This window comes from Streptomyces sp. NPDC050315, assembly GCF_040655775.1.
Taxonomy (GTDB): domain Bacteria; phylum Actinomycetota; class Actinomycetes; order Streptomycetales; family Streptomycetaceae; genus Streptomyces.
On record NZ_JBFAKN010000013.1, the window covers coordinates 22,235 to 35,720 of the forward strand.

General features: G+C 70.5%; 8 protein-coding genes and 1 pseudogene. 5 read left to right on the top strand and 4 right to left on the bottom strand.

Going from position 1 to position 13,486, the window contains the following annotated elements:
* Positions 1 to 45 precede the first annotated feature (45 nt).
* The 3 genes and pseudogenes from AB0I82_RS34085 (at position 46) to AB0I82_RS34095 (ending at position 2,392) form a co-directional block, all read left to right on the top strand.
* Positions 46 to 1,929, top strand: a complete 1,884-nt coding sequence (locus tag AB0I82_RS34085) for a LuxR family transcriptional regulator (RefSeq protein WP_363261362.1) — start codon at positions 46 to 48, stop codon at positions 1,927 to 1,929.
* 180 nt (positions 1,930 to 2,109) lie between these two features.
* Positions 2,110 to 2,214: pseudogene (locus AB0I82_RS34090) on the top strand (hypothetical protein); the annotation flags it as partial.
* A 76-nt stretch (positions 2,215 to 2,290) separates the two neighbouring features.
* On the top strand, positions 2,291 to 2,392 hold the full coding sequence (locus tag AB0I82_RS34095; protein WP_363261363.1) for a LuxR C-terminal-related transcriptional regulator: 102 nt from the start codon (positions 2,291 to 2,293) through the stop codon (positions 2,390 to 2,392).
* A 51-nt stretch (positions 2,393 to 2,443) separates the two neighbouring features.
* Here the strand turns inward: AB0I82_RS34095 and AB0I82_RS34100 are convergent, their stop codons facing one another.
* Complete coding sequence (locus tag AB0I82_RS34100; RefSeq protein ID WP_030250437.1) at positions 2,444 to 3,010, bottom strand: DJ-1/PfpI family protein; 567 nt, start codon at positions 3,008 to 3,010, stop codon at positions 2,444 to 2,446.
* 482 nt (positions 3,011 to 3,492) lie between these two features.
* On the opposite strand from AB0I82_RS34100, the gene AB0I82_RS34105 reads away from it, so the two are divergent.
* Positions 3,493 to 8,454: an NAD-glutamate dehydrogenase gene (locus AB0I82_RS34105; protein ID WP_363261364.1), complete on the top strand. Its 4,962-nt coding sequence runs from the start codon at positions 3,493 to 3,495 to the stop codon at positions 8,452 to 8,454.
* Between the two features lie 65 nt (positions 8,455 to 8,519).
* Here AB0I82_RS34105 and AB0I82_RS34110 read toward each other — a convergent pair whose 3' ends face one another.
* A complete protein-coding gene (locus tag AB0I82_RS34110) occupies positions 8,520 to 9,302 on the bottom strand; it encodes an ABC transporter ATP-binding protein (protein ID WP_363261450.1) in 783 nt (260 codons plus the stop codon).
* Between the two features lie 31 nt (positions 9,303 to 9,333).
* Positions 9,334 to 10,242 carry an ABC transporter permease gene (locus AB0I82_RS34115; protein ID WP_363261365.1) on the bottom strand — a complete coding sequence of 303 codons (909 nt, stop codon included), beginning with the start codon at positions 10,240 to 10,242 and terminating at the stop codon, positions 9,334 to 9,336.
* A gap of 118 nt (positions 10,243 to 10,360) precedes the next feature.
* Between AB0I82_RS34115 and AB0I82_RS34120 the strand changes: the two genes are divergently transcribed.
* A complete protein-coding gene (locus AB0I82_RS34120) occupies positions 10,361 to 11,014 on the top strand; it encodes a TetR/AcrR family transcriptional regulator (RefSeq protein ID WP_363261366.1) in 654 nt (217 codons plus the stop codon).
* Between the two features lie 60 nt (positions 11,015 to 11,074).
* Here AB0I82_RS34120 and AB0I82_RS34125 read toward each other — a convergent pair whose 3' ends face one another.
* Positions 11,075 to 13,393 (bottom strand): bifunctional glycosyltransferase family 2 protein/CDP-glycerol:glycerophosphate glycerophosphotransferase, encoded by a 2,319-nt coding sequence (locus AB0I82_RS34125; protein ID WP_363261367.1) that lies wholly within the window; start codon positions 13,391 to 13,393, stop codon positions 11,075 to 11,077.
* Between the last annotated feature and the right edge of the window lie 93 nt (positions 13,394 to 13,486).

Consider the following 13,486-nt stretch of genomic DNA (forward strand, 5'->3'; position numbering starts at 1 on the left):
GGCGGGGCGCGCCGCCGAGAGCCGAGCCCCGGGCGGGGACACAGCATGACGGTCGACTTCAGCCAGCGGCGGAGCGGCGTGCTGCCGGTCGAGGTGACCGGGTTCGTCGGGCGGGCGGCAGAGCTGGACCGGGTGGCGCGGCTGCTGAAGACGGCGCGGCTGGTCACCCTCCTCGGGCCGGGCGGCGTCGGCAAGAGCCGGGTCGCCCTGCGCGCGGCCGCCGGCCTCAAGGACGCGTTCACGGACGGGGTGTGGCTCGCGGAGCTGTCCGCGCTGCGCTCCGCCGAGTTGCTGCCGCAGACCATGGCCGCGGTGCTCGGGCTGCCGGAGCAGGCCGGGCGCAGCCCGCTGGACGCCGTGGTGGAGCACCTCCAGGACCGGCGGGCGCTCATCGTGCTGGACACCTGCGAGCATCTGGTCGACGTCTGCGCGATGCTCGCCGACATACTCCTGCGCGAGGCGCCCCGGGTGCGGATCCTGGCGACCAGCCGCGAGCCGTTGGACGTGCCGGGCGAGCACACGCTGCAGATCCCGCCGCTGCCGGTGGAGGACACGCCGGAGGCGCAGAACGGCTGTGGGGCGGTGGCGCTCTTCGCGCAGCGGGCCGCGGCCGTGGTGCCCGGCTTCACGGTCAGCGCCGCGAACCGCCCGGACGTGATCGCCCTGTGCCGCCGTCTGGACGGCATTCCGCTGGCGGTGGAGCTGGCGGCCGTACGGCTGCGCGCGATCCCTCTGACGCAGCTCGTGGCCCGTCTGGAGGGCCGTTTCGAGGTGCTCACCGGGGGCCGCCGGGCTGCGCTGTCCCGGCACCAGACGCTGCGTACGGCGATCGACTGGAGCCACGACCTGTGTACGCCCGCCGAGCGGCTGCTGTGGGCCCGGCTGTCGGTCTTCGCGGGCTCCTTCGACCTGGCCGCCGTCGAGGAGGTCTGCGCGGGCGGCGAGCTGCGGGCCGAGGAGCTGGTGGAGCACCTCATCGGGCTGGTGGACAAGTCGGTGGTGCTGCGCGGGGACGGCGCGGAGGGGGACCGGTACCGCCTGCTGGACACGATCCGTGAGTACGGCGGCCAGTGGCTGGCGGAGGCGGGGGAGGCGAAGGAGTTCCGCGGGCGGCACTTCGCGTACTACCGCGGGCTGGCCGACCGCTTTCGCGACCGCTTCCTCACGGACGAGCAGCTGCCGCTGTACGAGGCGCTGCTTCGGGAGCAGGCCAATCTGCGGGCGGCTCTGGAGTACGGCCTGTCCGCGGACGGCGACCGGACGGGCGCGCTGGGGACGGCGGCGCGGCTGTGGCCGTTCTGGCGCTCGGCCGGACTGCAGAGGGAAGGGCAGTACTGGATCGGCAGGGCGCTGGACCTGGTCCCCGAGGAGGGCCCGGAGCGGGCCCTGGGGCTGCTGGCCGGCGGCATGCTCTGCCTGTGGCAGGGCGATCCGCAGGGCATCCTGCGGGAGTGCGGGCGGGCGCGGGAGCCGGCGGAGCGGCTGGGGGACGAGTCGGTGGTGTGCTGGGCCGACGGCTTCATGGGTCTGGCGCACGGCATGCTGGGGGAGGTCGAGCAGTCGGCGGAGCAGCTGGCCGAGGTGCGCACACGGATGATCGCCTCGGGCGACCGGCTCGGCATCGTGATCCTCCACTACCACGAGGCGTTCCTGCGGGTCACGATCGGTGACTGCCCGGGGGCCCGGAAGCTGTGCGAGGTGGCGCTGAGCCATATCGACGCCGCGGAGGAGCGGCTGATGCGGTCCGTCGTGCTGGCCGTCCACGGGTTCGCGCTGTGGTGGCAGGGGGAGCGGCCGGAGGGCGCGCGGGCGATCCGGACCGCGCTGCAGTTGAAGCGCGAGATCCATGAGCGGTACGGCGTCGCGTACTGCGCCGAGGTGCTGGCCTGGGACGCCGCCGAGGACGGGCGGTACACGCGCGCGGCGTAGGTGCTGGGCGCTGCGCACGGCGTGTGGCGCAGCATCGGCGCCACGATGTTCGGCATGCGCCCTTGGGTGGCGGTGCACGACCGGATGGCGGCCGCGGCCCGCGAGGCGCTCGGCGAGGGCCCGTACGAGCGGCTCTTCGAGCAGGGCCTGCGGCTCCCGCTGGACCGGGCGGTGGAGCTGATGCTGGCGGACGCGGACGGACCCGTGGTGCCGGGCCCGCGCACGGCCGTCCGGGGGCCCGGCGGCGATGTGCTGACCCGCCGGGAGCGGGAGGTGGCCGCGCTGGTCGCCGAGGGGCTGTCGAACCGGGAGATCGCCTGGGGGCACCTCCCATGCCCGTTCAGGGCTATGGGGGAGGCTGGTGATCTCCAAGCGCACGGCGGACGCGCATGTCGAGCACATCTTCGCGAAGCTCGGCGTCAGCTCCCGCACGGAGATCGCGGACCGCTGCGCCGACGCGTGACGACAGCCTTCCTGTGGGGGCCCGGACGTGGCCCCCACAGGTGTCCGGACCTCACATCGCCGGTGCCTTCGCGCGCAGCACCTTCAGGAACTCGCGCATCCAGCCGGAGTGGTCCGGCCAGGCGCGGGAGGAGACCAGGGTGCCGTCGACGACGACCTCGGCGTCGCGGAAGCCGGCGCCCGCCGCCTGCATGTCCATCTCCAGGGCCGGATAGCAGGTGACCCGGCGGCCGTTCAGGCGGCCGATCGCGGCGGTCAGCAGGGGGCCGTGGCAGATCTGCGCGACCGGCTTGTCGGCGTCGAAGAACGCCTTGATCACCTTGCGCAGCTCGGCGTCGTTGCGCAGGTATTCGGGGGCCCGGCCGCCGGGGATCACCAGAGCGGCGTAAGCGCCGGGGTCTACTTCGGAGAAGGCCAGGTCGGCCGGCCAGGTGTAGCCGGGCTTCTCGGTGTAGGTGTCGAAGCCGGGCTCGAAGTCGTGGACGACGAAGCGGAGGGTCTTGCGGGCCGGGGCGGCGATGTGGACGTCGTAGCCCTCCTCGCGCAGGCGCTGATAGGGGTACAGGACCTCCAAGGACTCCGCCGCGTCCCCGGTCACGATCAGGATCTTGGCTGCCATGGCGTACCTCCGCGGGGCTCGCTTCCGACTCCGTCCCGCTCAAGGTCCTCCGGTTCCGAGCGGTTGCCAAGACCTCCTGCGGACGCCCGAGTGTGATCGGACGAGGTGCGTCTCTGTCCATACCGGCAAAGAAACGGGTGTGGTTTTGTACACACAAGGCCCATGACGCCACCCCCGTCAGGAGCGATAGCCTGGCAGCGTGATCAGCGCGATAACCCGCGGGGGCGTCGAGGCCCCTGCTTCGCGCCCGGGATGCCACGGCGCCCGGGCGGCCGTTGATCATTCTTGTTACGACCTGGTGCCAGGAATGCCAAATCTGGCAGATTTCGCCCCGGTCGCCCCTCATCGCGGCATAGCGTCGATTCCGACAGGACACACCCCTGGGCTCTTCCCGGGGGAGCTTTTCGCGTCGGCTCGGCGTTGTGCCGTATCCGCTTATTTCCACAACGTCACGCAACGGCGCGCGACAGGAGCCAGAGGACATGCAGACCAAGCTGGACGAAGCCAAGACCGAGCTGCTCACGAAGACCGCCAGGGTCGCTGAGAGCGGACCGGCGGGAGGGCAGTCACCGGTACCGGGTCTCGACCCGGACACCCTCAGTGGATACCTCCAGCGCTACTACCTGCACACCGCTCCGGAGGACCTCCTCGGGCGCGACCCCGAAGACGTCTTCGGCGCGGCACTCTCGCACTACCGGCTGGCGGGCGTCCGCCCGCAGGGCACGGCGAACGTCAGAGTCCACACCCCGACCGTCGAGGAGAACGGCTGGACCTGCAGCCACTCGGTCGTCGAGGTCGTCACCGACGACATGCCGTTCCTGGTCGACTCGGTCACCAATGAGCTGTCGCGGCAGAGCCGCGGCATCCACGTCGTGATCCACCCGCAGGTCGTCGTCCGGCGTGACGTCACCGGCAAGCTGATCGAGATCCTGGACGCCGAGGACGACGCGCACGGCACCCCCGGCAAGGGCAAGGACGCCGAGCTGCCGCACGACGCGCTCGTGGAGTCCTGGATCCATGTGGAGATCGACCGCGAGACCGACCGGTCGGACCTGAAGCAGATCACCGCCGATCTGCTGCGGATCCTCAACGACGTGCGCGAGGCCGTCGAGGACTGGGAGAAGATGCGCGATGCCGCGCTGCGCATCGCGGACGAGCTGCCCTCCGAGCCCACCGCCGACGACCTGCGCGACCGTGAGGTGGAGGAGGCCCGCGAGCTGCTGCGCTGGCTGTCCGCCGACCACTTCACCTTCCTCGGCTACCGCGAGTACGAGCTGGCCTCGGCGCCGAGCGAGACGGACGGCGAGGAGGACGTGCTCACCGCCGTGCCCGGCACCGGCCTCGGCATCCTCCGCTCGGACCCCAAGCACCGCGAGGACGACGAGGGCCACCCCGTCTCCCCGTCCTTCAACCGGCTCCCGAGGGACGCCCGCAAGAAGGCCCGCGAGCACAAGCTGCTGATCCTCACCAAGGCGAACAGCCGCGCGACCGTGCACCGGCCGAGCTACCTCGACTACGTCGGCGTGAAGAAGTTCGACGCGCAGGGCAACGTCATCGGTGAGCGGCGCTTCCTGGGCCTGTTCTCCTCCGCCGCGTACACCGAGTCCGTGCGCCGGGTGCCGGTCATCCGCCGCAAGGTCACCGAGGTGCTGGAGGGCGCCGGCTTCTCGCCCAACAGCCACGACGGCCGCGACCTGCTCCAGATCCTGGAGACCTACCCGCGCGACGAGCTGTTCCAGACCCCGGTCGACCAGCTGCGCGCCATCGCCACCAGCGTGCTGTACCTCCAGGAGCGCCGCCGGCTGCGGCTGTACCTGCGCCAGGACGAGTACGGGCGCTACTACTCCGCGCTGGTCTACCTCCCGCGGGACCGTTACACCACCGGCGTCCGGCTGCGGCTGATCGAGATCCTCAAGGAGGAGCTGGGCGGCACCAACGTCGACTTCACCGCCTGGAACACCGAATCGATCCTCTCCCGGCTGCACTTCGTCATCCGGGTCGAGCCGGGCGCCACGCTGCCCGACCTCACCGACGCCGACGTCGACCGCATCGAGGCGCGGCTGGTGGAGGCCGCCCGCTCCTGGGCGGACGGCTTCGCCGAGGCGCTGAACGCCGAGTGCGGCGAGGAGCGCGCGGCCGAGCTGCTGCGCCGGTACGCCCAGGCGTTCCCCGAGGGCTACAAGGCCGACAACTCCCCGCGCGCCGCGGTCGCCGACCTCCAGCACCTGGAGAAGCTGTGGACCGCCGAGGGCCGCGACTTCGAGGTCAGCCTGTACGAGCCGGTCGGCGCGGGCCCCGGCGAGCGCCGCTTCAAGATCTACCGCACCGGTGAGCCGGTCTCGCTCTCGAAGGTGCTGCCGCTGCTCAACCGCCTGGGCGTGGAGGTCGTCGACGAGCGGCCGCACGAGCTGCGCTGCGCCGACCGGTCCGCCGCGTGGATCTACGACTTCGGCCTGCGGATGCCGGAGCGGCCGAACGGCGACGACTACCGCGAGCGCTTCCAGGACGCCTTCACGGCGGTCTGGACCGGCCTCGCGGAGAGCGACAACTTCAACAAGCTGGTGCTGGGCGCGGGCCTGGACTGGCGGCAGGCGATGGTGCTCCGCGCGTACGCGAAGTACCTGCGGCAGGCCGGCTCCACCTTCAGCCAGACGTACATGGAGGACACCCTCTCCCACAACGTCCACACCACCCGGCTGCTGGTCAGCCTCTTCGAGGCGCGGATGGCCCCGCGTCGGCAGCGGGCCGGCACGGAGCTGATCGACGGGCTGCTGGAGGAGCTGGACGGCGCGCTGGACCAGGTGGCGTCGCTGGACGAGGACCGCATCCTGCGCTCGTTCCTCACCGTCATCAAGGCCACGCTGCGCACCAACCACTTCCAGAAGAACGGCAACGGCGAGCCGCACGCCTACCTGTCCCTGAAGCTGGACCCGCAGGCCATCCCCGACCTGCCGGCGCCCCGCCCGGCGTACGAGATCTGGGTGTACTCGCCGCGTGTCGAGGGCGTGCACCTGCGCTTCGGCAAGGTTGCGCGCGGCGGTCTGCGCTGGTCGGACCGGCGGGAGGACTTCCGTACGGAGATCCTCGGCCTGGTCAAGGCGCAGATGGTCAAGAACACCGTCATCGTGCCGGTCGGCGCGAAGGGCGGCTTCGTCGGCAAGCAGCTGCCGGACCCGGCGGTGGACCGCGACGCCTGGATGGCCGAGGGCATCGCCTCGTACAAGACCTTCATCTCGGGTCTGCTGGACATCACCGACAACCTCGTCGGCGGCGAGGTCGTGCACCCGGAGGACGTGGTCCGGCACGACGAGGACGACACCTACCTCGTCGTCGCGGCCGACAAGGGCACCGCGAAGTTCTCCGACATCGCCAACGAGGTCGCCGAGTCCTACGGCTTCTGGCTGGGCGACGCCTTCGCCTCCGGCGGCTCGGCGGGCTACGACCACAAGGGCATGGGCATCACGGCCCGCGGCGCGTGGGAGTCGGTCAAGCGGCACTTCCGCGAGCTGGGCGTGGACACCCAGTCCGAGGACTTCACGGTCGTCGGCGTCGGCGACATGTCCGGTGACGTGTTCGGCAACGGCATGCTGCTCTCCGAGCACATCCGGCTGGTCGCCGCCTTCGACCACCGGCACATCTTCCTCGACCCGAACCCGGACGCGGCCACCTCGTACGCCGAGCGCCGCCGCCTGTTCGAGCTGCCCCGCTCCTCCTGGGAGGACTACAACAAGGAGCTGCTGTCGCAGGGCGGCGGCATCCACCCCCGTACGGCGAAGTCGATCCCGGTCAACCAGCACGTCCGTGCGGCGCTGGGCATCGAGGCGGGCGTCACGAAGATGACCCCGAACGACCTGATGAAGGCGATCCTGCAGGCCCCGGTGGACCTGCTGTGGAACGGCGGCATCGGTACGTACGTGAAGTCCTCGGCCGAGTCGAACGCGGACGTCGGCGACAAGTCCAACGACGCCATCCGCGTCGACGGCCAGGACCTGCGGGTCAAGGTCGTCGGCGAGGGCGGCAACCTGGGCCTGACCCAGCTGGGCCGGATCGAGTTCGCCACGAACGGCGGCCGGATCAACACCGACGCGATCGACAACAGCGCCGGCGTGGACACCTCCGACCACGAGGTGAACATCAAGATCCTGCTGAACTCCGTGGTGACCGACGGGGACATGACGGTCAAGCAGCGCAACAAGCTGCTCGCCGAGATGACCGACGAGGTCGGCGCGCTGGTGCTGCGCAACAACTACGCGCAGAACACCGCCCTCTCGCTGGCCCTCGCCCAGTCCTCCAACATGCTCCACGCCCAGCAGCGGTTCATCCGCCGCCTGGTGCGCGACGGCCAGCTGGACCGGGCGCTGGAGTTCCTGCCGTCCGAGCGGCAGATCCGCGAGCGGCTGGCCAACGGCCGGGGCCTGACCCAGCCGGAGACCGCCGTCCTGCTCGCGTACACCAAGATCACGGTGGCCGACGCGCTCATCCAGACGAGCCTGCCGGACGACCCGTACTTCAAGCACCTGCTGCACGCGTACTTCCCGACCGCGCTGCGCGAGCGGTTCGCCGACCAGGTGAACAACCACGCCCTGCACCGTGAGATCACCACGACGGTGATGGTCAACGACACCGTCAACACCGGTGGTACGAGCTTCCTGCACCGCATGGTGGAGGAGACCGGCGCGTCCCTGGAAGAGGTCGTCCGGGCGCACACCGCGGCCCGCGCGATCTTCGACCTGAACCAGGTCTGGGACGACGTCGAGGCGCTGGACAACAAGGTGCCCGCCGCGGTGCAGACCCGCATCCGGCTGCACTCCCGGCGGCTGGTCGAGCGCGGCACCCGCTGGCTGCTCAACAACCGCCCGCAGCCGCTGGAGCTGTCCGGCACCATCGACTTCTTCCGCGACCGGGTCGGCACGGTCTGGGCCGAGCTGCCCAAGCTGCTGCGCGGCAGTGACATGGAGTGGTACGAGTCGATCCTTGGGCAGCTGACCGAGGCGGGCGTGCCGGAGGCGCTGGCGCACCGCGTGGCCGGCTTCTCCTCGGCCTTCCCGGCGCTGGACATCGTGGCCATCGCCGACCGCACCGGCAAGGAGCCGCTGGACGTCGCCGAGGTCTACTACGACCTGGGCGACCGGCTGCGGATCAACCAGCTCCTGGACCGCATCCTGGAGCTGCCGCGCGCCGACCGCTGGCAGTCCATGGCCCGCGCCTCGATCCGTGAGGACCTGTTCGCCGCGCACGCCGCGCTGACCGCGGACGTCCTCTCGGCGGGCAACGGCACGGCCACGCCGGAGCAGCGCTTCAAGGCGTGGGAGGAGAAGAACGCCGCGATCCTGGGCCGCGCCCGCGCCACGCTGGAGGAGATCCAGGGCTCGGACTCCTTCGACCTGGCGAACCTGTCGGTCGCGATGCGCACGATGCGGACGCTGCTGCGTCAGCACAGCTGAGCGTGAAAGGGGGCGGCCCCCGGAGCGAGTGCTCCGGGGGCCGCCCCCTTTTTTTACTGCTGTGCCTACTTCTTGGTGAACGCCTCGTACTCCTTGAGGACGTCCGCCGTGGGGCCGTCCATCAGGAGCTCGCCCTTCTCCAGCCACAGCACCCGGTCGCAGGTGTCCCGGATGGACTTGTTGTTGTGGCTGACCAGGAAGACCGTGCCGGCCTCCTTGCGCAGCTCCCGGATACGGGCCTCGGAGCGCTTCTGGAACTTCCGGTCACCGGTCGCCAGGGCCTCGTCGATCATCAGCACGTCGTGGTCCTTGGCGGCGGCGATGGAGAACCGCAGCCGGGCCGCCATGCCCGAGGAGTAGGTGCGCATCGGCAGGCTGATGAAGTCGCCCTTCTCGTTGATCCCGGAGAAGTCGACGATCTGCTGGTAGCGCTCGCGGACCTGCTCGCGGGTCATGCCCATGGCCAGCCCGCCCAGGATCACGTTGCGCTCGCCGGTGAGGTCGTTCATCAGCGCCGCGTTCACGCCCAGCAGGGACGGCTGGCCGTGCGTGTAGACATGGCCGCGCTCGGCCGGCAGCAGGCCTGCCACCGCCTTGAGCAGCGTGGACTTGCCCGAGCCGTTGGTGCCGATCAGGCCGATGGACTCGCCGCGGTAGGCGGTGAAGGACACGCCCTTGACCGCGTGCACCTCCCGCACCCCGGTGGAGGGCTTGCGGCGGATGATCCGGTTCAGCGCGGCGGTGGCGCTGCCCCGGCCCGCGCCCGAGCCGTAGACCCGGTACACGATGTGCAGATCGTCGGCGATGACGGTGGGGATGCGCTCCTCGGTGGCGGCTGCGTCCTCCACCGCGGGCTGTTCGAGTTCGGTGTTCTGCTGCTCAGCCACGGCCGTACCGCTCCTCCGCCTTCCAGAAGTACACAAAGCCCGCCAGGCCGATCACGACGGCCCAGCCCAGCGCCAGCGGCCAGACGTGGGGCGGCAGCTTGTCGGCGTGGAAGCTGTCGATGAGTGCGAAGCGCATCAGGTCGATGTAGACCGCGGCCGGGTTCACGTCCAGCAGGAAGTGGACGAAGCCGGGGATGTCCTTGCCCTTGGTCACCTGGCTGATGCTGTACATGACGCCGGAGGCGTACATCCAGGTGCGCAGGATGAACGGCATCAGCTGGGCCAGGTCCGGGGTCTTGCTGCCCAGCCTCGCCATGATCATGGCGAGGCCGGTGTTGAAGACGAACTGGAGGCACAGCGCTGGGACCGCCAGCAGCCACGACCAGCCCGGCACGATCCCGAACGCCAGCACGATGACGATCAGCACGCCCATGGAGAAGAGCAGCTGCTTGAGCTGCATCAGGCAGAACGAGATCGGCAGGGACGCGCGCGGGAAGTGCAGCGCGCGTACGAGACCCAGGTTGCCGGAGATCGCCTTGGTGCCGGCCAGCACCGAGCTCTGGGTGAAGGTGAAGATGAAGACGCCCGTCACCAGGAACGGGATGTAGTCGTCCACGCCCCGGTGGGTGCCGAGCAGCAGGCCGAAGATCAAGTAGTAGACCAGCGCGTTCAGCAGCGGGGTCACCACCTGCCACAGCTGGCCGAGCTTCGCCTGGCTGTACTGGGCGGTCAGCTTGGCGCTGGAGAAGGCGGAGATGAAGTGGCGCCGGTGCCAGAGCTGCCGGACGTACTCCGGGAGCGAGGGGCGGCGGCCGCTGACGGTGAGGCCGTACTTCGCGGCGAGCGCGCGCGGGTCGTCCGGCGGGGCGGTGGGGGCCGGGCGCGTGAGGGTCTCAGACATGGGTCCGCTTTCGTGCGTGGACGCGTCACGACGAGACGGGGCCGTATCGTCGCAAGCCGAGATTAGGCGTCCGGTACGTCGAAACGCAACCGTTGCGTCGCGACGCTATGCTCGGGGCATGGCAAAGGACCCAGCGGTTGCGCCGAAGGCGCCTCAGGATGCGACCACGCCCGCGCCGCGCCGGGCCCCGGCCGGGGCGGCCGTGCTGCGCGAGGAGAAGACCGCGGCGATTCGCGCGGCGGTGTTCGCGGAGCTGGCCGCTGTCGGGTTCGGGCGGATGTCGATCGAGGGGATTGCGCGGCGGGCGGGGGTCGGCAAGACGGCCGTGTACCGCCGCTGGCGGTCCAAGCTGCATCTGGTGCTCGACGTGGTGACCGCGCTGGCCGCGGAGGGGATGCCGGTACCGGATACGGGGTCGCTGCGCGGCGACGTGCGCATGCTGCTGGAGGTGGCGTCCCGGGCGCTGCGCCACCCTATGGCGGCGCAGATCATTCCGGATCTGTTGGCGGAGGCGGCGCGTAGTCCGGAGATCGCTGAGGCGCTGCGGGGGGCGCTTCACGACTCGCAGGAGGCGATGACGCGGGCGATGGTGAGCCGCGCGGTCGAGCGCGGTGAGCTTCCGGAGGGCGTCGATGTCCGTCTCGCCCTCGACCTGATCACGGGCCCGCTGTATTGGCGCGTGGTCGTACTCCGAGGTGACCTTCCGCCCGGGTATCTGGACGAACTCGCCGCAGCCGTGACGAGCGCGCTGGGAGCTCGGGACAGTGCGTAAGCGCTCGGCTGCCGGCCGTATGTGGCTGGTCGCGCAGTTCCCCGCGCCCCTGAGCCCCCGTCAGCCGGCCAGGTCCAGGTCCGTTGTGTCCGCCTGTACCGGGAGCGTGGTCAGGCCTGTGCTGGTCGCCGTCGCCTCGCGTGGGCTCGGTGCCACCGTGCGTTCCGCCAGCGGTACGACCTTCGGGGTCGCCTCCTGGTCCAGGAAGACTCGGCGGACGACGCGCTCCGCCGCGTGGCCGTCGTCCCACTGGCAGAAGCGGGTGCGGAAGGCGGCGCGGCGGGCCGCGGCCTCCTCGCCGTCCCAGCTGCCGTCCTTGAAGGCGGCGATCAGCTCCTCCTCGCTCGTGGCGACGATGCCCGGTGTGTCGCCCGGCTCGCCGGAGAGCAGGTCGAAGGTGACGCCGCGGGACTTCACGTACACCTCCCAGTCGTCGGCGTACGTGATGATCGGCCGGTCCAGGTTGGCGTAGTCGAACATGATCGACGAGTAGTCGGTGATCAGGGCGTCGGCGGCGAGGCACAGCTCCTCGACCGAGGGGTGGCGGGAGACGTCGATCAGCGCGCCCTGCTCCTGGAGCTCGGCCAGCCGGGGGTTGGCGCCGTAGAAGTAGTGGGTGCGGACGAGCAGTACGACATCGGGGCCCAGTTCGCGGGTGACGCGCTCCAGGTCCATCCGCGGGACGTAGCCGTTCTGGTAGTCGCGGACGGTGGGTGCGTACAGGACGGCGGTGCGGCCGGGGGCGATGCCGAGGCGGGCGCGGATGTCCAGGACGTCGGCCGCGGTGGCGCGGTAGTACACGTCGTTGCGCGGATAGCCGGTGTCCAGCGACTGGAAGGCGCAGGGGTAGACCCGCTCCCACTGCTCGGTGGTGTGCTGGTTGGACGAGACGCTGAAGTCCCAGCGGTCGGCGCGCTGGAGGAGTTTGCGCATGGACATGCCTTTGGCGGCCGCCGGGTACTGCTGTTGGTCGATGCCCATCCGCTTGAGCGGGGTGCCGTGGTGGGTCTGGAGGTGGAGCTGGCCGGGGCGCTTGACGATCGCGTCGGCGAAGTTGACGTTGTTGATCAGGTACGTGGCGCGGGCCATCACCTCCCAGTAGCGCGGCGAGTTCACGATGACGTGGTCGACGCCCTCGGGGACGGTGTCCTCCATGCCCTTCTTGATGACCCATACGCCGTGGATGTGCGGCGCGAGCTCCTTGGCCTGCTCGTAGATCGCGAGGGGATTGCAGGCGGGGGTGCGGTTCCAGTACGCGGCGTAGACGGCGAGGTGCGGGTCGAGCGGGCGGTGCAGCTGCAGCTGGTAGAGGCGCGCGTACGCCTGCTTGCCGAGGGTGTGCTTGACCTTCTTCAGCCGCCCGGCCGCCTTCTTGCGGCCCCGCGCGGCCAGCTTCAGCGCGGTGTAGGCGGGGAACGAGCCGCGCGCGAGGGCGTCGTACTGGATGCCGATGACGCCCTTGGGCCGTACGAAGTCCGTGGGCAGATAGCGGCGGTAGTGCTGCGCTGCACAGCGGAAGAACTCCGCGCGTGCCGCGGCGGGGACGCGGTCGGGGCGGGCCAGGATGAAGAGATAGTGGTCGATCATGTGCTCGAAGAGGAAGGCGCGCCAGCGGTGCAGCCCCGGCCGCTCCTCGATGAACGCGAACAGCCGCTCGTACTGGTCGAAGGCGGCGAAGTGCTCCCTGCTGGGGGTGCGCAGCGCGTTGCCCTGGCGCCGCTGCCGGTAGTGCACGCAGACCTGGTTCAGCAGCGCGATGCGCTCGGCGCTGAAGAGCGATTCGTAGACGACGACCGCGTCCTCGTAGAAGCCGTCGGGGAAGCTGAAACCGCCGGCGAGGTAGAAGTCGCGGCGGTACGCCTTGTTCCATACGACCGTGAACAGGCGCAGCAGGTCGGGGCGGTCGTCGATGGTGCCGACCTCGGGGCCGGGCGCGGCGAGCACCTCGGCGTCGCGGTTGCGCTTGGCCTCGCCCCACCAGAAGGTGCGCGCGTAGTCGTAGACCAGGACGTCGGGGTCCTCGGTCTCGGTCAGCCGGCCGGCTATGGACTCCAGCGCGTCGGGCAGCAGCGTGTCGTCGCTGTCGAGGAAGAGGAGGTAGTCGCCGCGGGCGTGCGCAACGCCCTCGTTGCGGGCGTTGCCGATGCCCTTGTTCTCGGCGAGGTGCAGCGGAACCACGCGCGGGTCCCGGGCCGCGTACTCGTCCAGGATCGCCCCGGAGCCGTCGGGCGAGCGGTCGTCCACCGCGACGACCTCGAAGTCGCCGTACGTCTGCGCCAGGACCGAGTCCAGGCAGGCGCGGAGGTAGCCCTGCACCTTGAAGACGGGGACGACGATGCTGAAGCGCGGCGCGGCGGCGGAGCTTCCGGGGGCGGGCATTACGGTAACTACTCCTCGTATCGGACCGGGCACGGACAGCGGAATGCCCGGAATGAGAGGGCTGTCCGCTACCTGTGAGACGGGCGGGACGAG